This window comes from Indibacter alkaliphilus LW1 (genome assembly GCF_000295935.2).
In the GTDB taxonomy this organism is placed as follows: Bacteria; Bacteroidota; Bacteroidia; order Cytophagales; family Cyclobacteriaceae; genus Indibacter; species Indibacter alkaliphilus.
In genome coordinates this window covers 199,290-221,710 of sequence record NZ_ALWO02000036.1, presented here as the reverse complement: position 1 = coordinate 221,710, position 22,421 = coordinate 199,290, and the positions used below count along the sequence as shown (strand labels likewise).

General features: G+C 40.6%; 20 protein-coding genes and 1 pseudogene. 10 read left to right on the top strand and 11 right to left on the bottom strand.

Annotated features, from left to right (window positions below):
* The first annotated feature begins 77 nt into the window (after positions 1 to 77).
* The 7 genes and pseudogenes from A33Q_RS12240 (at position 78) to A33Q_RS21980 (ending at position 7,384) form a co-directional block, all read left to right on the top strand.
* Positions 78 to 554, top strand: coding sequence for a MarR family winged helix-turn-helix transcriptional regulator (locus tag A33Q_RS12240; protein ID WP_009034954.1), 477 nt, complete (start codon positions 78 to 80; stop codon positions 552 to 554).
* Between the two features lie 20 nt (positions 555 to 574).
* Positions 575 to 2,980, top strand: coding sequence for a 3-hydroxyacyl-CoA dehydrogenase/enoyl-CoA hydratase family protein (locus A33Q_RS12235; RefSeq protein WP_009034955.1), 2,406 nt, complete (start codon positions 575 to 577; stop codon positions 2,978 to 2,980).
* A 65-nt stretch (positions 2,981 to 3,045) separates the two neighbouring features.
* A pseudogene (locus tag A33Q_RS12230) lies at positions 3,046 to 3,405 on the top strand (four helix bundle protein).
* A 99-nt stretch (positions 3,406 to 3,504) separates the two neighbouring features.
* Positions 3,505 to 4,680: a thiolase family protein gene (locus A33Q_RS12225; protein ID WP_016255193.1), complete on the top strand. Its 1,176-nt coding sequence runs from the start codon at positions 3,505 to 3,507 to the stop codon at positions 4,678 to 4,680.
* Between the two features lie 173 nt (positions 4,681 to 4,853).
* Positions 4,854 to 5,165: a four helix bundle protein gene (locus A33Q_RS12220; protein ID WP_407635784.1), complete on the top strand. Its 312-nt coding sequence runs from the start codon at positions 4,854 to 4,856 to the stop codon at positions 5,163 to 5,165.
* 63 nt (positions 5,166 to 5,228) lie between these two features.
* Entirely contained in the window at positions 5,229 to 7,028 is a 1,800-nt protein-coding gene (locus A33Q_RS12215) for an acyl-CoA dehydrogenase family protein (protein WP_009034960.1), read from the top strand.
* Positions 7,029 to 7,114: 86 nt separating this feature from the next.
* Positions 7,115 to 7,384 (top strand): hypothetical protein, encoded by a 270-nt coding sequence (locus A33Q_RS21980; RefSeq protein WP_152527407.1) that lies wholly within the window; start codon positions 7,115 to 7,117, stop codon positions 7,382 to 7,384.
* A gap of 163 nt (positions 7,385 to 7,547) precedes the next feature.
* Here A33Q_RS21980 and A33Q_RS12210 read toward each other — a convergent pair whose 3' ends face one another.
* The 4 genes from A33Q_RS12210 to A33Q_RS12195 all read right to left on the bottom strand — a co-directional run bounded on the left by A33Q_RS12210 (position 7,548) and on the right by A33Q_RS12195 (position 12,589).
* Positions 7,548 to 9,980, bottom strand: a complete 2,433-nt coding sequence (locus A33Q_RS12210) for a TonB-dependent receptor domain-containing protein (protein WP_009034961.1) — start codon at positions 9,978 to 9,980, stop codon at positions 7,548 to 7,550.
* A 243-nt stretch (positions 9,981 to 10,223) separates the two neighbouring features.
* Positions 10,224 to 10,829, bottom strand: coding sequence for a superoxide dismutase (locus tag A33Q_RS12205; RefSeq protein ID WP_009034962.1), 606 nt, complete (start codon positions 10,827 to 10,829; stop codon positions 10,224 to 10,226).
* Between the two features lie 104 nt (positions 10,830 to 10,933).
* On the bottom strand, positions 10,934 to 11,377 hold the full coding sequence (locus A33Q_RS12200) for a nucleoside deaminase (protein WP_040490420.1): 444 nt from the start codon (positions 11,375 to 11,377) through the stop codon (positions 10,934 to 10,936).
* Positions 11,378 to 11,449: 72 nt separating this feature from the next.
* A complete protein-coding gene (locus A33Q_RS12195) occupies positions 11,450 to 12,589 on the bottom strand; it encodes a hypothetical protein (RefSeq protein ID WP_009034964.1) in 1,140 nt (379 codons plus the stop codon).
* 328 nt (positions 12,590 to 12,917) lie between these two features.
* On the opposite strand from A33Q_RS12195, the gene A33Q_RS12190 reads away from it, so the two are divergent.
* Positions 12,918 to 14,099 carry a Na/Pi symporter gene (locus A33Q_RS12190; protein WP_009034965.1) on the top strand — a complete coding sequence of 394 codons (1,182 nt, stop codon included), beginning with the start codon at positions 12,918 to 12,920 and terminating at the stop codon, positions 14,097 to 14,099.
* A 112-nt stretch (positions 14,100 to 14,211) separates the two neighbouring features.
* Here the strand turns inward: A33Q_RS12190 and deoC are convergent, their stop codons facing one another.
* Complete coding sequence (deoC, locus tag A33Q_RS12185; RefSeq protein ID WP_009034966.1) at positions 14,212 to 14,868, bottom strand: deoxyribose-phosphate aldolase; 657 nt, start codon at positions 14,866 to 14,868, stop codon at positions 14,212 to 14,214.
* 88 nt (positions 14,869 to 14,956) lie between these two features.
* Entirely contained in the window at positions 14,957 to 16,171 is a 1,215-nt protein-coding gene (locus A33Q_RS12180; protein ID WP_009034967.1) for an NAD(P)-dependent oxidoreductase, read from the bottom strand.
* A gap of 207 nt (positions 16,172 to 16,378) precedes the next feature.
* Between A33Q_RS12180 and A33Q_RS12175 the strand changes: the two genes are divergently transcribed.
* A complete protein-coding gene (locus tag A33Q_RS12175; protein ID WP_009034968.1) occupies positions 16,379 to 16,975 on the top strand; it encodes a methyltransferase family protein in 597 nt (198 codons plus the stop codon).
* A 43-nt stretch (positions 16,976 to 17,018) separates the two neighbouring features.
* On the opposite strand, the gene A33Q_RS12170 is transcribed toward A33Q_RS12175, so the two are convergent.
* The 4 genes from A33Q_RS12170 to A33Q_RS12155 are packed head-to-tail and all read right to left on the bottom strand — an operon-like array spanning position 17,019 to position 20,088.
* The gene (locus tag A33Q_RS12170) at positions 17,019 to 17,561 is read right to left on the bottom strand and encodes an FKBP-type peptidyl-prolyl cis-trans isomerase (RefSeq protein WP_009034969.1); all 543 of its coding nucleotides are present in this window, start codon (positions 17,559 to 17,561) and stop codon (positions 17,019 to 17,021) included.
* On the bottom strand, positions 17,558 to 18,118 hold the full coding sequence (locus A33Q_RS12165) for an FKBP-type peptidyl-prolyl cis-trans isomerase (protein ID WP_040490440.1): 561 nt from the start codon (positions 18,116 to 18,118) through the stop codon (positions 17,558 to 17,560). The genes A33Q_RS12170 and A33Q_RS12165 overlap by 4 nt, the downstream gene beginning before the upstream one ends.
* A gap of 4 nt (positions 18,119 to 18,122) precedes the next feature.
* Positions 18,123 to 19,061, bottom strand: coding sequence for an FKBP-type peptidyl-prolyl cis-trans isomerase (locus tag A33Q_RS12160; RefSeq protein ID WP_009034971.1), 939 nt, complete (start codon positions 19,059 to 19,061; stop codon positions 18,123 to 18,125).
* Positions 19,048 to 20,088: a DHH family phosphoesterase gene (locus tag A33Q_RS12155; RefSeq protein WP_009034972.1), complete on the bottom strand. Its 1,041-nt coding sequence runs from the start codon at positions 20,086 to 20,088 to the stop codon at positions 19,048 to 19,050. The genes A33Q_RS12160 and A33Q_RS12155 overlap by 14 nt, the downstream gene beginning before the upstream one ends.
* Before the next feature lie 191 nt (positions 20,089 to 20,279).
* Between A33Q_RS12155 and A33Q_RS12150 the strand changes: the two genes are divergently transcribed.
* On the top strand, positions 20,280 to 20,702 hold the full coding sequence (locus A33Q_RS12150) for a nucleoside-diphosphate kinase (RefSeq protein WP_009034973.1): 423 nt from the start codon (positions 20,280 to 20,282) through the stop codon (positions 20,700 to 20,702).
* Between the two features lie 197 nt (positions 20,703 to 20,899).
* Here A33Q_RS12150 and guaB read toward each other — a convergent pair whose 3' ends face one another.
* The gene (gene guaB, locus A33Q_RS12145) at positions 20,900 to 22,378 is read right to left on the bottom strand and encodes an IMP dehydrogenase (protein ID WP_009034974.1); all 1,479 of its coding nucleotides are present in this window, start codon (positions 22,376 to 22,378) and stop codon (positions 20,900 to 20,902) included.
* Positions 22,379 to 22,421: the final 43 nt, after the last annotated feature.

Genomic DNA, 22,421 nt, shown 5'->3' with positions numbered 1-22,421 from the left:
GCATGCATAACTTTTTTATAATTTAGTATGCATGCATACAATATTTTTTCTAAATTAGTCCTTCAAATGATTATACTATGAAGCGTGAAGAGACTGTAGATTATCATATAAAGAGTGTGTGGCATGCCATTTCGAGAATGTATAACCAAAAGGCCGCCCAAGAGGATTTCACTACTTCAATAGGATTTGTGCTAATCAATATCAATTCAAAGGAAGGCACACCAGCTACAAAAATTGCTCCCCTGATGGGATTGGAGGCTAGGAGCTTGACCAGGATGTTGAAAAATATGGAAGAGAAGGAACTCATATACCGTAAACCTGACCTCCATGATAAACGCTCTGTCAGGATATTTCTAACTGAAGAGGGTAAAAGAAAAAAAGCCATTTCCGTAGAAACCATCAAGGATTTCAATTTGATGGTCCGCGAAGTTGTCAGTGAAAAGGAACTTGAGACATTTTTTGGAGTATTTCGAAAAATCAATCAAGTCATAGATTCAATCAACTCAGAAACCGTAAACCCGAATGCGTACGATAAACAATTGTACGAACTCTAAAACCAACAAATTACATACAAATGAAAAGAACCATTAAAAAAGTAGCCATTTTAGGTTCAGGTGTTATGGGATCAAGAATAGCCTGCCACTTTGCCAATATTGGTGTAGAGGTGCTTTTGCTTGATATAGTACCCAGAGAACTGAATGATGAAGAACAGAAAAAGGGGCTTTCCCTGGAAGACAAAGCTGTCCGAAACAGGATTGTAAATGCTGCTCTTGAAAGCACAATGAAAGCAAAGCCGGCATCATTGTATGACAAAGCTTTTATTAGCAGGATTACTACCGGAAATTTTGATGATGATTTACCCAAAATCAAAGATTTTGATTGGACCATTGAAGTGGTCGTAGAAAAGCTTGAAATCAAGCAATCGCTTTTTGAAAAAGTAGAAAAATATAGAAAGCCTGGTACATTGATTACTTCCAATACCTCAGGTATTCCTATGCATTTGATGTGTGAGGGAAGATCGGAAGATTTTCAGGTCAATTTTGCAGGGACTCACTTTTTCAACCCACCCAGGTATCTAAAATTATTGGAAGTCATCCCAGGTCCAAAAACTGATCCTGGAATCATTGATTTTCTGATGGATTATGGAGACAGGTTTTTGGGTAAGGAAACAGTGCTTTGTAAAGATACTCCTGCTTTTATTGCCAATAGAATCGGGGTATATGCCATTATATCAGGAATGCATGCCATAGAAAAAATGGGCTTGGGTGTTTCTGAAGTAGATAAATTGACAGGAACAATTATAGGTCGGGCCAAATCAGCAACTTTCCGTACCATGGATGTAGTGGGATTGGATACCACAGTTAATGTTGCCAACAACCTTTACAAGACACTGGAGCATGATGAATCCAGAGACAAATTTAAGTTGCCAAAAATCGTAGAAAAACTCTATGAAAATAAATGGTGGGGAGATAAGACAGGTCAGGGATATTTCAAAATGATCCGTCATAAAGACGGACGCAAGGAACTCAAGGAAATTGATTTTGAAACTTTCGAATACAAAGATGTAGAAAAGCCAAAATTCAAAGCTCTGGAGGCATCCAAGGAGATTGATGATTTGAAAAAAAGAATCAAGTTTTTGGTCAATTTTGATGATAAGGCAGGAGAATTCTATCGGACTACTTTTTACGATTTGTTCAAATACTGTTCACACCGTATCCCTGAGATAGCGGATGAGCTGTACAGAATAGACCAAGCAGTCTGCGCAGGTTTTGGTTGGGAATATGGCCCTTTCGAAAACTGGGACATTTTAGGTGTCAAAGAAACTGTGGAAAAAATGGAGGCTGCGGGAGAAAAAGTAGCCCCATGGGTTCATGAAATGATCAAAAATGGAAGTGGAAGTTTTTATAAAGTAGAAGCTGGTCAACGTTTGTATTATGATATTCCATCCAAGTCCTATAAGCCGATTCCAGGAGCAGAAGATTTTATCATTTTGGAGACCTTAAAAGCAGCTGATAAAAAGCTTTGGGGCAATGCAGGTTCTTCCATTTACTATCTGGGAGATGATGTGATCGGTTTGGAATTCCATACCAAGATGAATTCGCTGGGACAGGAAGTAATAGAAGGGATCAACACTGCTATTGCAATGGCTGAGAAGTCTTACAAAGGACTGGTTATAGGAAATGAAGGACAGAATTTCTCAGCCGGGGCCAATTTGGCAATGCTTTTCATGTTTGCAGGTGATCAGGAGTTTGATGAGATCAACCTGATGATTGCAGGATTCCAAAAAACCATGATGCGTGCCAGATACTCTTCTGTCCCTGTGGTGGTAGCACCACACAACATGGCCTTGGGAGGCGGATGTGAACTATCCTTGCATGCAGATGCTGTTCAGGCCCATGCAGAACTGTATATGGGATTGGTAGAATTCGGTGTAGGTTTGATTCCTGCTGGAGGAGGTACCAAAGAAATGACTTTGAGATTTTCTAATCAGGTCAAAGAAGGAGATGTTGAGCTGAATAGACTGCAGGAGTACTTTATGAATATTGCAACAGCTAAAGTTTCTACCTCAGCGGAAGAAGCTAGAGGCCTGGGATACCTTCAAATCAAAGACAGCATTACGCTCAATAGAAAAAGACAATTGGCGGAAGCCAAAGCTAAAGTATTGTCCCTTTACGAAGCAGGTTATTCGCAACCTGTAGAGCAAACCAATATCAAAGTTTTGGGCAAAACCTCCCTCGCTTTGTTTGAAGCTGGAATCACAGGGATGCTATATGGAAAATATATATCTGAGCATGATGCAAAGATTGCCAGAAAACTGGCTTGGGTAATGTCCGGAGGAGACCTCTCCTCAGCCACTGAAGTCAGCGAGCAATATCTCTTGGACCTAGAAAGAGAAGCCTTCCTCAGCCTTACCGGAGAACCAAAAACCTTAGAGAGAATCCACAGTATTCTATTTAAAGGAAAGCCGTTGAGGAATTAGAAGGTAGAGCATTGAGAATCAATAGACAAGAAGTAAGAATCAAGAGATTAATTTACTTGAAGGATATGAAAATCAATCATAATTTCAAAAACTTAAATGTTTGGAAAAAACCTGTTGATTTAGCTGTAAATGTTTATCAAACAACTAAGTCATTTCCATCCGAAGAGAAATCTGGAATGAAATCTCAGATGAGAAGAGCCAGTGTTTCTATTCCTTCAAAGATTGCAGAGGGTACTTGAAAATCATTTATCAATCCCCTAGATATCAGTTTGGGTGAAAGTTATGAACTGGAAACGCAAGCAATCATTGCCAAACTAGCAGGATTACTAGATGAAGAAAAATTCAATCAGCTTGATTCGGATATCAGCGAGGTACAAAGAATGATTAATGGATTCATTTCTACTGTTGAAAATAATCCATATTGAGTTCCAAACCTTGAATTTTCCTGTAGAAAATCTCGGTTCTTGAGTCTTGCCTCATGAATCTTTTAAAATAAAACAATAACTCAAATCAAAAACACACAAATGGAAGCATATATAGTAAACGGATATAGATCGGCGGTAGGAAAGGCCAAAAAAGGAGGCTTTCGCTTTTACCGCCCGGATGATTTGGCAGCAGATGTGATCAAGCACCTATTGGCCAATACTCCTGGACTGGAAAGTAAAATGGTAGATGACCTCATTGTAGGTAACGCCATTCCAGAGGCAGAACAAGGCATGCAGATGGGTAGGATGATTTCCCTATTAGCTTTGGGAGTAGACAATCCTGGTTTTATCATCAATAGGTATTGTGGATCTGGCGTTGAAGCTATTGCCTTGGCAGTGGGCAAAATCAAAGCTGGCATGGCAGATTGCATCATTGCAGGTGGGACAGAATCCATGTCTCTGCTCCCTATGATGGGTTACAAAACAGCCCTCAACTGGAAGATTGCTTCTCAAACTCCGGATTATTACCTGAGTATGGGATTAACTGCCGAAGAGTTGGCAAAGGACTATGACATCAGCAGAGAAGATGCTGATCAGTTTTCAGTAAGGTCTCATGACCGTGCTTTGGCAGCAATCAAAGAAGGTAGGTTCAAAGATGAAATTGTTCCTGTAGAGGTAGAAGAAACATATCTAGATGAAAAAGGAAAAAGAAAAACCAGAAAATATACAGTAGATACAGATGAAGGTCCCCGCGCTGGTACCAGCATGGAGGCATTGTCAAATCTAAGGCCAGCCTTTAGACAGGGAGGACAGGTTACAGCAGGGAATTCCTCTCAAACTTCTGATGGGGCAGCTTTTGTAGTTGTGATGTCCGAAAGGTTGGTGAAGGAGCTTAACCTCGAACCTGTTGCACGGATGATGTCCTATGCGGTAGCAGGTGTAGAACCACGTATTATGGGTATTGGTCCCAAAGAAGCAGTACCAAAAGCCTTGAAGCAAGCGGGATTGACGCTGGATAAGATTGATCTGATTGAACTCAATGAGGCCTTTGCGGCGCAGGCCTTGTCAGTGATCAAGTCCTTAGATATGGATATAGACAAAGTCAATGTCAATGGAGGAGCAGTAGCCTTAGGCCACCCACTTGGATGTACCGGAGCCAAACTCTCTGTACAGCTGTTCAATGAACTCCGCAAACAAAATAAGAAATACGGAATGGTCACTGCCTGTGTAGGTGGAGGTCAGGGCGTAGCGGGAGTGTTTGAGTTACTAAAATAGACTTAAGACATTAGACGTTAGACGTAAGATTGGTTTATTTCCAACGCTTACGTTTTTCCAATATGTTAGATTACAATTGATCTGATAAGTAGACTATTACCTTTTAAGAGAACTAAAAGTTTTATTCTATGCACAACTATAAAGAATTGAATGTGTGGAAAAGAGCAATCAAATTGACAGTTCAAGTTTATAAGATTTCTCGACTTTTTCCTGCAGAAGAAAGGTTTGGTCTTATTTCCCAAATAAGGAGAAGTGCTGTTTCTGTTCCTTCAAATATTACTGAAGGAGCTGGAAGAAGAACAGATGGTGAATTTGCAAATTTCTTAGGGATCGCTCACGGATCAATTTGTGAATTGGAAACGCAATTGTATGTAGCTTTTGACCTTGAATATGTTGCAAATGAATTATTCCATGAAGTAACTGCCGAGTTAACTGAAATTCAGAAAATGCTTTACGCTTTAATAACAAAATTTGAAAAAATGTAATGACTTGTTTGTAGGGCTATGGCTTTTCTTATGTCTTACGTCTTGAATCTAAAATCTCTAATTATGAATACAATAACAAAACAATCAATCAACGGGGGTGAATTCCTAATCAAGGATACCGCAGCCCAGGATATCTTCATTTTTGAGGAATTTTCCGAAGAACAGAAAATGATGGCTCAGGCCTGTCAGGATTTTATCGATACAGAGATTCATCCGAAAATCGAGGAAATCGACAGTATGAAAAACCCGGATCTTGTTCCCTCTATATTCAAAAAAGCAGGTGAATTAGGCCTATTGGGCATTTCTGTTCCTGAAGAATTCAATGGAATGGGAATGAGTTTCAACACTTCCATGCTGATAGCAGATATTATCGGAGGTGCAGGCTCTTTTTCCACGACTTACGGTGCCCATACAGGGATCGGTACTTTGCCTATTCTATACTACGGTAACGAGGCACAAAAATCCAAGTATCTTCCCAAATTGGCCACAGGAGAATGGGCTGCCTGTTATTGCCTGACAGAGCCAGATGCAGGTTCTGATGCCAATAGTGGTAAAACCAAAGCTGTACTTACAGAGGATGGCAAACACTATATTATCAATGGGCAGAAAATGTGGATTTCCAATGCGGGTTTTGCTGATATTTTTATCGTTTTCGCCAAAATTGAAGATGACAAAAATCTTACTGCCTTCATTGTGGAAAAAGATTTCGGAGGGATAACGATGAATGAAGAGGAAAAAAAGATGGGGATCAAAGGATCATCTACCCGTCAGGTCTTCTTCAATGACTGTAAGGTACCGGCTGAGAACCTGCTTTCAGAAAGAGGAAATGGATTTAAGATTGCCGTGAATATTCTCAATATCGGCAGGATTAAATTGGGTGCAGGAGTTTTGGGGGGCTGTCGAACAGTGGCTTCCTATGCCATCAAGTATTCTTCAGAAAGAAAGCAGTTTGGTGTATCTATCAATACTTTTGGGGCGATCAAGCAAAAATTAGCAGAGATGGCCATCAGAACTTACGCTTGTGAAGCCTTGTGCTACAGGGCCGGACAGGATATAGAAGACCGAATGGCCGCACTTGCTGCAGAAGGCATGGAAGATACCGAAGCCAAATTGAAGGCTTTGGAGCAGTTTGCCATAGAAGCAGCTATAGCCAAGGTCCATGGATCTGAAGTTTTGGATTATGTGGTAGATCAAGGGGTACAGGTCTATGGTGGTATGGGCTATTCTGCTGATGCACCGATGGAAAGGGCCTACAGAGATGCCCGTATTTCCCGAATCTATGAAGGGACCAATGAAATCAACAGAATGTTGATGGTAGGCATGTTGCTCAAGCGGGCTATGAAGGGAGAAATCAACCTTTTTGAACCAGCCATGGCCGTAGGCAATGAACTCACTGCAGTACCGAGTTTTGAAACGATTGATACTTCCGAGTTATTTGCTTCAGAAAAAGATGTGATCAAAAAGCTGAAGAAAGTATTTCTGATGGTAGGGGGTAAGGCAGCAATGGCTTTACAGGATAAGATAGAAAGCGAACAAGAAGTGATGATGAGCCTTGCAGATGTGATGATTGAGATCTATGCTGCTGAGTCAGCTATTTTGAGAACAGAGAAGCTTGTTTCTTTGAAGGGAGAAGAAGCCTGCAAGCAGCAAATTGCCATGTCACAGGTTTACTTGTTTGAAGCAATAGAAAAAATCCAGACTGCTGCCAAAGAAGCAATTGCATCTTTCACCAAAGGTGATGAGCAAAAGGTGATGTTGATGGGCTTGAAGCGTTGGACCAAATCAGACCTCGTCAACACTAAGGAGCTGAGAAGGCAAATTGCGGATTATATGATTGAAAAGGGAAGTTATCCATTTTCTTAAATAATGGGTTTTGCCAAGAAGGCAAAATATTTACACTCAAATAAGCCTCTGAGCAATCAGGGGCTTTTTATTTCTTAAACTGATCATTGCGGCACCGACCTAAAACGGTTTCGGGTTTTACCAACTTTCCTGCCAGTGATTCTGTCATTCGATGGTACAGGCATTTCACCTTCTCTGAAATAATTTGGTGTCTTCGATACCAGATGCCCATGATGGGCACACAAAGCGTGTATTTGGCAATAGCAGGTGAAGTGGTAAATCGAAGGCTTGTGCTTCTCAGAAACTTTATGCTAAAAGGACAGGAAAGTGCTTCTAATCTGCTAATGGATGTACACGCAAAACTTTGTACCGCATGAAAAACAATCCTCTTATTTAAAATTTAAGGTGTAAACGATATTAATCCCCAAGTACATAAGCATTTACAGAAGATGTAAAAAAACAAAAGAAGCTCTGTCAATCGGAGCTTCTTTTCTGATGTTGAATTCTTAGCCGGCCTAATTTAATACCAGATTTGGGAAATTAATCCAGCCTGCTTCTTTCCTCGGTGCTTCCGCTCCTATTGGATACTCTGAAGCTTTCACCTTGGGCAAACTTGTAGCGCAGTGTCAGCCTTACACCTTGGGTGTTTCGATACTGCCTGAATTGGGTATCGATATTGGCAAATTGAACGTTGGCATTGATCACTTGAGTTCTGAAAAGGTCAGTACCATTTACTGTTAAAGTCAATTTTTCATTCATCAGTGGTTTGGTAAAGCCTAAATCTACCCAACCGAATCCTTTGATAGTCGCTTGACCGTACTGCGCCGGCCCTACATAGATTCCCATCAACTCCGCCTTAACTCCAAATGGAAGTGTGAAGGTATGCTGGGTTCTCATTGTTACGTTGGTCTGCGCCACATCCAAAAGATCATCCCCTATCAAAGACTTCCACTGGGAACGGGTGACCTGAAGCATATTGCTCGTATTCCACCAAGGCCTGATCTCTACAGGAACCATTGCTCTGAAGTTCCAGTTTTGTGCCCTGTCCAAGTTGTCCGTAAAGGTGGTCGTAGTTCTGCTTTCTTCATCTTGGGTAAAGATTTGTTGGAACACATCTGTAGTCACAGAATAGCCCATGGAAAACTGATACGCTCCTTTTAGGACATGATTCATTTCAAAGTTGTGCGCGTATTGTGGTCTCAGGTTGGGATTACCTTGTTCAGTTGTCAGCGGATCAATGTAGAAGACAAATGGGTTCAACAACCTGTAATTTGGCCTGGTAATCCTTCTATTTGCGCTGTAATTGATTTGGTATTCCTTGCTGACTTTTTGCTGTACAAAAAGGCTAGGGAAGAAATCCAAGTATCTTTGTTTATTTACTTGGTCCAAGGTCACCGATGTGCCAGTAATGTCAGAGTGTTCTGCTCTTAATCCTGCGTTGAAACTTACTTTTTCAGAAATACTACTTTTATAGGAAGCATAAGCTGCCAAGACATTTTCCTCGTAGATAAACCTATTGCTGTTTGGGTCAGGTATAAATGGACCCTCTGCTGCAGCACGGCTTAAGTCAAGGTTATTATCAGAATTTACCCAACTTCCTTTTAAGCCTGTTTCAAAGACCCTTCCTTTTCCGAAGGGTTTTACAAAATCCACTTTTGCCGTGAAAATGCTATAATCCATATCGTTTAGGGTTTTGATAAAATCACCTGTGGCCTGATCCTCATTGTCATTTACCCAATTGCTGTTGGTCAGTAAGGATTCACTGTCCTGAATCATTCTGGTGAAATCTACATCAGCTGAAAGCCTCGTACCCATAGAGTCCAACAAGCCTACATAGTGCAGGTTACCAAAAACCCTCTTGTTGTTCGATAATGTCTCATTGTCTGATCTGATAAACCAAAGATCATCCGAAGCCGGGTTTGTAATTTCAGTCAGGGAATTCCCGATGTGTTCTTCATTTCTTCTGGAGGCTTGAACACTCATACCTACACTATGCTTGTCATTGATTTCATAATCAGACCCTCCCTGAAAGAACATACTTTCATTGTACATTGTAATAGGGCTCTTTTGAGCAAAATTGGAAATACCTTCTTCAAGCTCGAAATTCCTGGTGATATCCAGTTCATTTTTGAAGTTAAACTGATTATAATTTAAGCTTGCAGTATTGGTCCACTTACCTTTTTTCACATTTAAGCTTACTCCGGTATTGGGGCTGAAAATCCCATTGTACATTCCTCCTGCCGATACATTGCCAAACACGCCGTCAATGTTGTTTTTCTTGAGTTTGATATTCACGATTCCTGCCCCACCCTCTGCATCAAACCTTGAAGTCGGACTGTTGATGATCTCAATACTTTTGATATTCTCAGCAGGCATGGATCTTAGAAAATTGGCCAAGTCATTAGAGCTCATATAGGTCTGTCTGTCATTGATCATGACAGTGACTCCTGGTCTGCCATTCAGGTTGATATTGTTGTCTTGGTCTACATATATTCCGGGAGACCTGGCGATCACATCCAAAGCAGTATTACCTTCTGCCATTACAGTTCCTTCCACATTCACGGTCGTTTTATCTGCTTCAATGGTGATCTCAGGCCTTGTTGCCCTGACTGTTACTTCAGATAAATTACCAGCCTCTTCCTTGATGCTGATACTTCCAAATTGTTTGTTCATTCCAGGCTGAAGTTCGAATGCTTCGGATCTGTAGGTTTCAAACCCAATAGAAGAGACAACAAGCTGAACTTTTCCTGACTTGGAAGATTCAATCAAAAATTTACCTTGATCATCTGTAACGGTTCCTGTAAGCAGTTTTTCTGTTTCTGCCTCAAATATGGCCACATTGGCAAAAGGAAGTGCCAAGCCATTTTCATCCTTTATTTCTCCACTGATCCGGCTAAGTTCTTTTGCTGCCAAATTGCTTATGCCTAAAAAGAAGAAAAATAGTGCTGCAAAAATCTGGGTTGAAGTTTTCATGATGTTGGTTTAGTTTTCATTTCATTGTGCCAGACCTATTGAAATTTCAATGCCATTCAGTAAAAAATATTTTAAAACACTTAAAATCAATTGGTTATGTTTTTATCTAGAAACAAGACTGTTTCAAAAATGAACACTTTTATCGTTCGCTTGGGATACAATAAAGACGATTAGAGCCAATAGTCCACAAAAAAACCCTGAAGTCTAAACTTCAGGGTTTCCTTTTCTATATTGATTTAATACTTACTTAGCAGCAGCGTAACGCTTGCTTGCCTCATCCCAATTGACAAGGCTCCAGAAGGCAGAGACATAATCCGGTCTTCTGTTTTGATAGTTCAGGTAATAGGCGTGTTCCCACACATCAAGACCCAAGATAGGAGTTCCTTTTTTCTCGGCAACGTCCATCAATGGATTGTCTTGGTTTGGAGTTGAGCAGACACAAAGTTCTTTACTTTCATCTACACAAAGCCAGGCCCAGCCTGATCCAAATCTAGTGGCAGCAGCTTTTCCAAATTCTTCTTTGAAAGCGTCAAAAGAACCAAACTTGGCATCAATTGCAGCAGCCAAATCCCCGGAAGGGGTACCTCCACCATTTGGAGAAAGAATAGTCCAGAAAAGGCTATGGTTGTAATGACCACCACCGTTGTTTCTTACTGCATTATTGGAACCTGCAGACTTCATTAATTCTTCGATGCTTTTTCCTTCCAATTCTGTGCCTGCAATGGCATTATTCAGATTGGTAACGTATCCGTTGTGGTGTTTTCCATGGTGAATTTCCATGGTTTTCGCGTCAATATGCGGCTCTAGCGCATTAAAATCATAAGGTAATTTTGGTAGTTCAAAAGCCATTTTTTAAAAGGGTTTATGATGAAACATTAAATAATTCGCGTTAATAATTTACGTTTAATCAACCAATTCTTTTTCCAAATGGTTCTAAGTTCTTCAAAAAGGATTCAATTTCTAAGTTTTTTGAAGAATAAATCCAGTAAATCTTTTGCTTCCTGAGCCATTACACCCTTAAAAACTTTGGTTTTAGGGTGCAATAAGTTAACAGGATTATTTGAATAACCTCTTTTTGGATCTGTGGCACCAAAATGGATTTCCCCTATTTGAGACCAAAATAATGCCCCGGCGCACATATTGCATGGTTCCAAGGTTACATAGAGTTTGCATTCTGTAAGGTATTTGGCACCTAGCGCATTCGCTGCTGAAGTAATGGCCAGCATTTCTGCATGTGCTGTCACATCTGTAAGTCTTTCTGTTTGATTATAAGCTCGTGCTATGACCTTATTTCTACAGACCACCACAGCTCCGACCGGAATTTCATTTTCTTTGAACGCTATTTTTGCCTGCTTGAGTGCCTCATTCATAAAATAGGCATCTGTATACATTTCCATATTGCAAACATAAACAGCATAAAATTAAAAAACACAGCCTTGATCAAAAGCTGTGCTCGTAAATGGCTCTCATCAAGCTCCTCCGGTGATCAGTTCCCAGATTTCCTGTCTGATGCCCTCGTTGATGATCAGGGCAAGTATCAGAGATACTAAAAGCCCTATCCCCGCTTTGGTGATGTCTTTTCTTGCCAAGGTATATGCTCTGTAGATCCTAGCTTTTCTTTTGGAAAGCTTTTTGGACTTAGCCAAGGCAATGGCTACTTCCCTGCCTCCCAAGAGACCAATAAACACCCAAGTAGTACTCATTGGAATATTATTGAGCATTTTGAAGTAGAAAAGGATGATGGCATATACAAAATCTACCAAGGTAGCCGCCCTGACATCTGTTACTTTGGTCTTTTCATTGACAATACCTTGTATTCTGTCTCCTTTGAGATAAAATAAAAATCCCAAGCCGAAGAAAACAAATCCTGCATAGCCTACAAACTCCCAAACGTCAAGTTGTCGCGGAAGGAAAACAGCAATATTGGCTGCATCCTGCATGATCCATACAGCCCACAAGGTTCCTGAGGTGATCCATTGCAAAATGTACCAATAGGGATTTGCTGTGCCTTTTAGGAAATTTTTGACAAAACGCTCCATGGCAAACCAGACCACTATGGCAATGAAAAATGCCAAAACATAGCCAAATAAACTCTTGGTCACTACATCTACGATGGTTCCGGCCTTGTAAGTGAATACATTAAGTAGAAGAAAAGTAGTGGATACAGGCATTCTCAGCCTTGTCATTACCAATAAGACAATAGGAGCAGCCAGTTGAAGAAAGACAAAATTGTCAGGAGCTCTGTCCAATCCTGGAACCTGCAACCTCTGGTAACTGACATCACCGTTGTAAGTAAACCAACTGAAGGTAACCGTTCCGACAAAGATCAAACCCATGAAAAGCCAAAGCCAATACCATTTTCTATTGTGATTGGAGGCTATGAATGTTCCTATGGTCTGTATACTGTCATTGGCAATGGCAGAGTAGGCCGCCAAGGCAAAACCAAACCACATGGATAGGTAAGTATATTCTGTAATGACTCCGGCAATGGAAACCAGAATACAGATGATGACAAGAAAGGACTTTTCTTTTTTGGTAAAATCAAAAAGTGAATAGGCTACTTTTGATAAAGCGTCCTGGTTAATGTTCTGGTCTTTAAGTTTGGCCATAAGGTGGAGATGTAGGATGATTTATCCTGTGCAAATTTAAAGAAGATTATTTGGCTTCTATGTTAAGAAATTGTTAAGAGACCCTTGTTTTCGGTTAAGTTTTGTCCTTTTAGCCCCTGAATTGTTATTATTAACTTAATATAGAATTTACATTGAAATATTCCAGCCCAAAAATGCCTATAATTTCTTATTATTTGGGTTAAGTTTCAAAATGACTTTTTAATGTTAACAAAATCTTCACATCAAAAGCCACATTATTTGTAATCCTTGTTTTTACTTTGTGTCAAATTTAAGGATTTCCGAGGCCCCGACAGGGGTTTTTCTATAAATGAACGATGTAATCGAATCAAGTTCCGGTACCAATAGAGTGATTACTTTATTCAAAATGCTTTTTGCATTTGTACTTTTTATGCTGTCAATAGACTTATTGACGGTATCGATGATTCAATTGAACAGCAAATTTGCTGAACAGCTCTTTCAGGCCACCAACAATCCTTTTGTTGGACTTTTTATAGGCTTATTGATGACAGCTCTGATTCAAAGCAGCTCGACAGTGACAGCCATGATTGTAGCTGTAGTGGCAGCAGGGACTTTAAGCTTGGGCCAGGCGGTTCCTTTGGTCATGGGTGCTAATATAGGAACTACGATTACAAGTACCTTGGTCGCTTTTTCTTTTATTATGAAAAAAAGCGATTTTAAAAAAGCCCTTTCTGCAGGAGTACTCCATGACATTTTCAATATCCTCACGGTATTGATTCTCTTTCCTTTGGAAGTATATTTTGGGTTTTTGAGTAATATGGCCGTGTATTTCAGCCAGACTTTTTTTGATTTCTCGCCCTTGGATGATCAAGACTACACTTACAATGTACTGTTTACCAGGCCTGTCACACTTTGGCTGGTGGGAATTCTCCAACAACCGGTAATATCTCTCATTTTGGCCATTGCTTTGGTTTTTGCATCCATCAAGTTCCTGTCTACATCAGTATTCAGGGTTTTTATGTCTCCGAGCTACAACAAAGCCAACAAGCATATTTTCCAAAAACCATTTGTAGCATTTTTGTATGGCATTTTTTTTACCGCAGCAGTGCAATCCAGTACTGTGACTACTTCATTGATGGTACCTGCGGTGGCCAATAGAAAAGTTTCTTTGGTCAAAGCTTTCCCTTTTATCATAGGAGCCAATATTGGTACCACCATTACTGCTGCAATTGCTGCGATTTATAAAACGGAAGCAGCCATCAGTATTGCCATTGTTCACTTTCTTTTTAATTTCTTTGGTGCATTGCTTTTCCTCCCATTTCCGGGAATCAGAAATATACCTGTCAAGCTTTCTACTTATTTGGGAAGAGAATCTGTTAGAACCAGGTTTGTAGGCTTAGCTTACATCATCCTGACATTTTTTATTATTCCTTTTCTTCTCATTTATTTCAATAAAGATGGAGACATTAGGCATATGGGAGCTCAGAATGAAAACCGCACAAAAATTGAAAGGGTAGTGACCAAACCCTAGCTTTCTGGGTTGATCTCTACTTACTTTTCAATGTCTTTCTTTTTTGAGGAAAACGCCACTCCACAACGGAAGGATAGCTCAAATAAAAATAGAAGGCCAAAACCTCCTTATTTTAAATCTTTGAATCTTTCACGATCTGGACTCCCGAGCTGGTTCCTATCCTGTCAGCACCAGCCTCAATCATGGTGACTGCCTGGGCATAACTTTTGATTCCTCCGCTGGCTTTGATCCCTACATTGGAAGGTAGGTTTTCCCGCATCAGCTTGATATGATGAATCTGAGCTCCCTCAGGTGCAAACCCTGTGGAGGTCTTGACATAATCCACACCAGCATCGGCACATATTTTACAGGCTTCGATAATTTCCTCATCACTGAGATAGGCTGTCTCAATGATAACTTTCAGAATTTTTTCCTGTTCATGACAGACTGTGGCCAGCTTAGCCAATTCTATCTTTGGCCAATTCATTCCTGTCTTAAAAGAGGTTGTGGACCATACTACATCAATTTCATCTGCCCCGTTTTTGATAGCCTGTTCTGTTTCAAAAACTTTGGTTTCAGTCATGTTGTAGCCCAAGGGAAAACCAACCACAGTTACCAATTGGATGTCATGTCCCCCGATTTCACGTTTGGCTTTTTTGACCCAAAAAGGAGGCACACAAATGCCTATAAAACCATGTTCTTTGGCTTCTTGAACTAGGTTTTCAATGTCTGCGTCAGTGGTCTGGGGCTTCAGCACCGTCTGTTCTATATACCTTTGGATGTTTTTCATTTTGTGTCTTTTTTTGGCGCGATGGTGCCGAGAAGTATCACGGCATTTGTTGAATTATTAGTGCCTAATTATGAGCTCTCCTTTTTGGTCAATCTGTGGATTTTCCTGCTACAAAATCCTTCAGGTAGATAAACTCTATGGTCAAATCTCCCTCCTTCGTTATGGTAGCCCGGTCAAGGATCTTTGACTCTTCTTTTAACAATTCCGGGATAAAATGTTCACTCAATTGACTCCCGAATTCCTCAGAAGCATTCCGTGGCAGTTCGGTGGGCAGATTATCAATGGCCATTACAGAAATGCTACTTTGTCTGCCAAAGGCAGGCAACATTTCGAAACTTTCCCTGTCCACATCATAAACAGGATCTGCGATGGTAGAGGGTTTCATGGTAGTAGGAATTGACCCTTCAATGTCACAGGTAATATCGGCAATTACGGAAATATTAAAATCTTCCGAAGCAATATCCTTTCTGGTAAAAAGTCTAGGTGCCCTATTGTCCCAATAAGCTGCAGCTATCAAAATATCAGAGACTTCCGCATATTTGAGAAAATGACTTTCATACTTCTGGGCTTCAGAATAAAACTCCTGTTGATCAAAGCCCCCATCTGTCTTCCGCCTGTTATAGTCCTCATTGTCCAAAACGGCAAAGACAGCCTCGTCATAATAATTATGAATGAGGTCGTGTGGGCTTACCTGACGAAGGTCAATTGTTTCCAGCACTTCCAAAACTCCTTTTCCAACACGCCCTGTTCCGGTCACTACGATCTTGATGGGAGGAAGCTGAACTTTTTCAAGTTCCTGATCTAGCTCTTTACGGTCAAAGCATTCATGGGCACGCTTGAGGTCAAAAAGCCCTGACTTTTTCCCATAGGTCCAAAGGCCATTATATGCCCCAACTATGCCGGCCCAGCGTCCAAAAGCAACGGTTCTCTGCCCTTTCTCATTTTTGAGGACTTCATAGTCAAGGAGTTTGATATTTTTGTTCAAAATCGCCTGAAGAAGCGGTCTGTTATAGGCCTGTTCCTTGATGGTATGGGAAAAAAACAGGTAGTTTTTATCAGGAATCAACTGATCAATAGGAACCTCCTTGATGCCCAGCAACCAATCACAGTGGCTGAGGTCTTCCACTATAGGGATTCCCATGCTACTGTATTCCTCATCTGCATAGCAGCGGATAGGACTCGATTGCACAAAAAACTCAAAAGCTCCGGGGAATTTTTTTTGAATGGCTATCACCTGCTGAGGTGTAAAAGCAACCCGCTTATCCGGTGGGTTTTTTCCTTCTTTGATCAGACCAATTTTCATAATTTGCTTTTATATTTTCAAAATCAACCAAGCACTTAGGACATTTACAACTTTCCTTTAGCTTTTACCATTATTCATTGAGTAGCTGAAGAATTGATGCTTCAAATTAGAAAAACCCTTTCAATCAAAAAACTGAAACCTAAAAATCTCTAAGGGATGGAACTTACTAAGTTTTGATTTACTTGCAATACAAAAGCATTTCAGATCATGTCATACATTATATTGGTAATACTTTGGTTACTTTTCTACTTCACCCACTCCTATCTGGCAGGGCTCAGCATCAAACAAAAAATCAGTTCTTTACTAAAGTCAGGTTACAGGTGGTACAGGATGTTTTATTCCTTGCTTTTTGGGTTTTTCTTTTTCGGTATTCTGGTCTATGCTGCCACCTTGGCAAAAAGCCAAATCCTTGCCACCACGGAATTACTGACTTACATGGGCTACATGTTTGCCACTTTCGGAACGATCATCATAGTAAAAGCTTTCAGGAATTTTTCAGGTTTCAAATTTATAGGTATCCGACCGCACAATGACCTGCAGGTCACTGAGCCATTGGTGACTTCCGGCATTCATGCTTGGATGAGACACCCGGTCTATACTGGGTTGGTCTTGATATTTTTGGGCTATTTTCTGTTTGCTCCTTTCCTAAGCTCCTTGATACACCTGACCTGCTTACTGGTTTATCTTCCATTTGGGATTTATTTTGAAGAAAAAAAGCTGGTCAGTATCTATGGGGAAGCATACACGGCATACAAAAAGTCTGTATCAGCTTTGATTCCGTTCAAAAAAATAAAGGCCACCTGAAAGGCAGCCTTTATATAATTTATCCTTAAGGAATCGTATCAATTTAATCCATTCCCAGAAATTCTACTTCAAAGATAAGAATGGAATCTTCCGGAATAAAGGGTCTTTCCTGATCTCTATATGCCCATACAGAGGGAACTATAAAAGTAGCCTTTGAGCCACTACGGATATTTCTAAATCCTATACTGAAGCCTTGGATGGCATCTCCTCCCCCTAATGTAAACTGGAATATTCTATAAAGTCTGTTTTCATCCCAAACGTCATTTGCCAAGGCAACATCTTCCATATTGGTGTCAACGACAGTCCCATCCAGTAGTTTGGTGACATAGTTACAGTATACCAAAGCAAACTCCTGAGGCCTTGCCCCATCACCTTCTTCGTGCACAATGATAACCACTCCATTTCTGTCATGTATTCTCGCCACACTGTCCACCTCATAAGTTTGAAGAAACTCTTCAATAATCGGTGCCTCCCTTTCGAGATTTCCTTCTACATCATAGGTAGGACCAAAAGGGTTTACCGGTTGTTGGCAAGCAAATACCCCAGCAAAAAGCGTAAATAAAATTACTCTACTCAATCTCATCATATATTCTCAGGTTCTTCTGAAGTAATTTTCCCTACCCTTACCAGTTCCAATTCAAATAATAAAGGGGAGTTTTGGGGAATGTCTGGTCTTCCGTCATCGCTTCCATATCCATACAAAGAAGGGAAAAGCGTAGTAGCCTTGTCTCCTTCTTCCATAATGGAAAGAGCAAATTCAAAGCCCAATATTACCTGGCCATAACCGAAAAGAACAGCAATAGGCTCATAGTCCCTATTGGGGTTAAACCTGTTGTTTTCTCTGGCTACGGATTCTATAGAAGTATCAAAAACATTATTATTCAACAATTTTCCAGTGTAATTGACGAAAAGGGTATCTCCAATTTCAGGCTTAATACCACTTTCTGACAATTCTTGCCAGATCACTCTGACTCCGGTAGGTTCATCAATAAACTCTTTGACTGAAGGAATAGGATTTTCCTGAAGGTATGTCTCAATGGCTTGTTTATCCCGATCAAGAATCAATTCCAAATTTGCTTCATCGGAAATACACCCTGCCAATACAAGAATTAAAGCGACTGCTACAACACTGAAATTTTTCATATACTTATTTTTGAACATCTGTGATTTCTACGTCGAAAATCAATACAGAGTTAGGCTGGATCGGACCACCGGCATTTCTGTCACCATAAGCTAAAGTAGATGGAATCAAAAACTTAGCTTTTGAGCCTTTGGTCAACAAAGCCAACCCTTCGTCCCAGCCTTGGATAACCTGACCCATTCCTACTCTTACTTCCAATGGACCATAACCACCTTGGTTATCTCTAGCTTCATTGTAGTTGCCTTTTTCCTGTGCGAGTGTCTTGATGCTGGTATCAAACAAGGTTCCATCCATCAAATAACCTGCATAGTGGACAAATGCCAGGTCTCCGGTCTCGATTTCTACTCCGTCACCTTCTTGCTCAATGACGTAATACAAACCTGATTCTGTCCTGGTAGCATTCAGATTATTTTCAGAAATATAATCTTCGATTTTTTGAGTATCGATTTCAAGTTGTTTGATTGCGTTTTCAGCTTGTTTTTTGGCTTGAGACTCTTGCATCGCCTGGAAATAGGTTTCTAAGCCTTCTTGGCTCAAGACATCGATTACACCGATTCTTACTTTGATGTTTTCTTCTGCTGTGAGGAAAAACGGAATATTTTCTACACCGAAAATTTTATCAGCTTTGGATTCAAAGGCGATGCTGTCACCTTTTTTCAATCCTAGGAATATTTCATCCATACCTGTTTGCTTTGGCAATGAGTCGTTGAACTGAAGGTATCCAGGCATGTCCTGATCATAAGTAGAAATGAAAGTAGAATCAGAACCGGTTTTTACCACTAGGTGATAAAGAACAAATTCCCCATTTTTAGGAGACTCTTTTCCTTCTTTGATATACGTATATTCAATTCCGTCAGAAGTGGTTTGGGTCTTCTTACAAGACATGGTGCCAAAGGCAATCACTGTAAATGCCAGTGAATACAAAAGTGATTTAGTTTTTTTCATGGATGAGTTCTAATTGATTGAATAAGGTTTTTTGATCTTGTTTTATAAGTTTTTCGAATTGTTCTGTAGTCTCTTTCAGGGAAAGCTTGGACTTGCCACCTGAGGCATTTTTGTGTCCACCTCCATCAAAATGGGCAGCTGCAAATTTATTTACAGCTATTTCTTCTGTTGACCTGAATGATATTTTTACTCCGTCTTCTCTTTCTGTAAAAAGAGCGGCTATCTTAATTCCATCCAAAGATAAGGCGTAATTGACCAACCCTTCAGTATCTCCGGTTTTGGAATGGTATTTTCTAAGGTCTTTTTTGCTGATCGCAAAATATGCGGTCTGCAAATCTTCCAAAATCACCAACCTTCTCGTTATGGCAAATCCAATAAATTTCAACCTGTTGATACTGTTGGTATCATAGATTAGCCTTGAAATTTTACTGTTGTCCGCACCCAAATCAATGAGTTCGGCAGTAATCAAGTGCACATTTTTGGTGGTATTGGGATGTCTAAAACCGCCGGTATCAGTCATAATGCCTGCATAAAGGCAATCGGCAATATCATTGTCAATTAAGGATCTGTCTCCGACCTTACAGATCAGCTCATATACCAGTTCACAGGTCGCTGCCGCCTCCGTACTCCAATACCTGAAATCTGCAAAATCTTTAGGATCTTGATGATGGTCTATATTGACTTTGTATGCCTTGGATCCCTCTACAGAAGAGGCCATTTCTTGAAGTCTGCTTAGGCAGGAAAAGTCTAAACAGAAAATCACCTCTGCTTTTTGGATGATTTTTTTGGCCTTTTCTTGACTGTTTTTATCTTCAAAATTGATGACATCATCATTGCCTTTCATCCAATGTAGGAAGGAAGGGTAATCTGAAGGGGTAATTACAGTGACCTCATGCCCCTTTTTCAATAAATAATTGGCCATACCCAAAGAAGAACCTAAGGCATCTGCATCAGGCTTGTGATGGGTGGTAATGACAATTTTTTTGGGGGAGGAAATTACTTCTTTAAATGACTCTAATTCTTGCATTTGATTGCTTTAGATACGCTCTCTAAAGAGAAACATAGTCCGCAAAGGTCAGGATAATTTTTGAAAAATCCCAATTCATGTAATGGACTTAAATTGAATCAGATAAGGCAGATTTTGAGACCTTTGTTCGGAGTTTCGACTAATTAAACTAATTTTGCAGCCTGATTGAAAACAGACAAACCCTAATTAAAATGGCAGGAAACAGAACATTTACCATGATTAAGCCTGACGCTTTTGGCGCCGGCAACTCAGGAGCAATCCTTAAAATGATTGAAGAAGCAGGTTTTAAGATCGTCGCTCTCAAAGCAACCCAACTTACAGCTGAACTGGCTGGAAAATTCTATGAGGTTCATAAAGAAAGACCATTCTACGCAGACCTTTGTAAATACATGTCTTCTGGTCCAATCATCGCGGCTATTCTTGAAAAAGACAACGCAGTGGAAGATTTCAGAAAATTGATTGGTGCTACTGACCCTTCCAAAGCTGAAGATGGTACCATTAGAAAAATCTTTGCTAAGTCTATTGAAGCAAATGCTGTTCACGGATCTGACTCTGATGAAAATGCTGCGATTGAAGGCAACTTCTACTTCAGCCAGTTTGAAAGAGTGCTTTAAGTCAAAAGCAGACAATAAATTCTTGAAACCCCTTATCTAAAAACGGTAAGGGGTTGTTTTTTTATCCATAAGCCTTTTTGACAATCTTTATCTAGTCTGAAGAGTAAAATCCCAGAGGGGAGAACCTCTTGGTAGGGATATAAAAAAAGCGATAGGTTTTCCTACCGCTTTGAAATAAGGATTTTTAGAAAGCCTAATTACATTTTGGCTGAGTAATTAGGGGCCTCTCGGGTAATGCTAACATCATGTGGGTGAGATTCTTTTACCCCTGCAGCAGTGATCTTTACAAATTTCCCATCTTTCTGCAAGGACTCAATGGTGTTGGTTCCGCAATAACCCATACCAGCCTGCAGACCACCGACCAATTGGTACAAGACTTCAGAGACCAGGCCTTTGTATGCTACCCTGCCTACAATACCTTCCGGCACCAATTTTTTGATGTTATCCTCTGCATCCTGAAAATAACGGTCTTTGGAACCGGATTCCATAGCCTCCAAAGAACCCATTCCTCTATATGTTTTGAATTTTCGTCCTTCGTAAATGATCATTTCTCCCGGAGCTTCTTCGGTACCTGCGAGCAAGGAGCCAATCATGATAGACCCAGCTCCTGCTGCAATAGCCTTGACAAGATCACCTGAATATCTGATACCTCCATCTGCAATTACAGGAACGCCTTTGCCTTTTAGTGCCTCTGCACATTCGAATACAGCTGAAAGCTGCGGAACTCCTACTCCGGCAATGACCCTAGTGGTACAGATAGATCCCGGTCCTACACCGACTTTCACTGCATCTGCTCCAGCTTCTGCCAAAGCCAAGGCTGCTTCAGGAGTAGCTATATTTCCAACAATGACATCCAAATCAGGAAATGCATTTTTGATTTTTCGGCATGCTTCAATCACGCCTTTGGAATGTCCATGGGCTGTATCTATAGAGACTACATCCACACCAGCATTCATTAAGGCTTCCACACGCTCTACCAAGTCTGCTGTCACACCAACAGCTGCTCCTACACGAAGTCTGCCGTATTCATCTTTGCAGGCATGAGGCTTATCCCGGCGCTTGAGAATATCCTTGTAGGTGATTAAGCCTGTAAGTTTATTGTCCTCATCCACTATGGGAAGTTTTTCGATTTTGAATTCCTGCAAAACCTCCTCAGCTTGCTCCAAGGTAATCCCTGCTTTGGCAGTGATCAGGTTGTCCTTGGTCATGATTTCTTTGATATCCCTATTGAGGTCTTTGATAAACCGGAGATCTCTGTTGGTGATGATGCCCATTAAGGTGCGGTCTTCGTCCACTACCGGAATACCTCCAATGTGGTATTCGCTCATGATTTTTTCAGCATCACGAACTTTGGAATTAATGTTCAATGTAATTGGGTCCAGAATCATCCCCGACTGGGAACGCTTTACTTTTCTTACTTGAGCAGCCTGTTTTTCTATAGGCATATTCTTGTGGACAAAACCCAACCCGCCTTCCAAAGCCATAGCAATCGCCAATTCTGCTTCGGTAACAGTATCCATGGCAGCAGAGACTAAAGGAATATTCAGCCTGATGTTTTTGGTAAGTTGGGATGAGGTGTCGGTATCTCGGGGCAGTACTTCTGAGTAACCCGGTACTAAAAGCACATCGTCGTAAGTGAGTGCTTCAAAGAGGAATTTATCGGAATTTCTATTCATGGCAAATATTGGTTAGGTGACCCTATTTGCCCGTCAAAGATAC

Excerpts from the sequence above, each read along its gene's own strand:
- A33Q_RS12190 (WP_009034965.1), top strand. The coding sequence starts at position 12,918 with ATGAACGATGTAATCGAATCAAGTTCCGGTACCAATAGAGTGATTACT.
- A33Q_RS12160 (WP_009034971.1), bottom strand. The coding sequence starts at position 19,061 with ATGAAAAAAACTAAATCACTTTTGTATTCACTGGCATTTACAGTGATT.
- A33Q_RS12225 (WP_016255193.1), top strand. The coding sequence starts at position 3,505 with ATGGAAGCATATATAGTAAACGGATATAGATCGGCGGTAGGAAAGGCC.
- A33Q_RS12180 (WP_009034967.1), bottom strand. The coding sequence starts at position 16,171 with ATGAAAATTGGTCTGATCAAAGAAGGAAAAAACCCACCGGATAAGCGG.
- A33Q_RS12240 (WP_009034954.1), top strand. The coding sequence starts at position 78 with ATGAAGCGTGAAGAGACTGTAGATTATCATATAAAGAGTGTGTGGCAT.
- guaB (WP_009034974.1), bottom strand. The coding sequence starts at position 22,378 with ATGAATAGAAATTCCGATAAATTCCTCTTTGAAGCACTCACTTACGAC.
- A33Q_RS12150 (WP_009034973.1), top strand. The coding sequence starts at position 20,280 with ATGGCAGGAAACAGAACATTTACCATGATTAAGCCTGACGCTTTTGGC.
- A33Q_RS12200 (WP_040490420.1), bottom strand. The coding sequence starts at position 11,377 with ATGGAAATGTATACAGATGCCTATTTTATGAATGAGGCACTCAAGCAG.
- A33Q_RS12215 (WP_009034960.1), top strand. The coding sequence starts at position 5,229 with ATGAATACAATAACAAAACAATCAATCAACGGGGGTGAATTCCTAATC.
- A33Q_RS12205 (WP_009034962.1), bottom strand. The coding sequence starts at position 10,829 with ATGGCTTTTGAACTACCAAAATTACCTTATGATTTTAATGCGCTAGAG.
- A33Q_RS12195 (WP_009034964.1), bottom strand. The coding sequence starts at position 12,589 with ATGGCCAAACTTAAAGACCAGAACATTAACCAGGACGCTTTATCAAAA.
- A33Q_RS12235 (WP_009034955.1), top strand. The coding sequence starts at position 575 with ATGAAAAGAACCATTAAAAAAGTAGCCATTTTAGGTTCAGGTGTTATG.
- deoC (WP_009034966.1), bottom strand. The coding sequence starts at position 14,868 with ATGAAAAACATCCAAAGGTATATAGAACAGACGGTGCTGAAGCCCCAG.
- A33Q_RS12165 (WP_040490440.1), bottom strand. The coding sequence starts at position 18,118 with ATGAAAAATTTCAGTGTTGTAGCAGTCGCTTTAATTCTTGTATTGGCA.
- A33Q_RS12210 (WP_009034961.1), bottom strand. The coding sequence starts at position 9,980 with ATGAAAACTTCAACCCAGATTTTTGCAGCACTATTTTTCTTCTTTTTA.
- A33Q_RS12175 (WP_009034968.1), top strand. The coding sequence starts at position 16,379 with ATGTCATACATTATATTGGTAATACTTTGGTTACTTTTCTACTTCACC.
- A33Q_RS12155 (WP_009034972.1), bottom strand. The coding sequence starts at position 20,088 with ATGCAAGAATTAGAGTCATTTAAAGAAGTAATTTCCTCCCCCAAAAAA.
- A33Q_RS12170 (WP_009034969.1), bottom strand. The coding sequence starts at position 17,561 with ATGATGAGATTGAGTAGAGTAATTTTATTTACGCTTTTTGCTGGGGTA.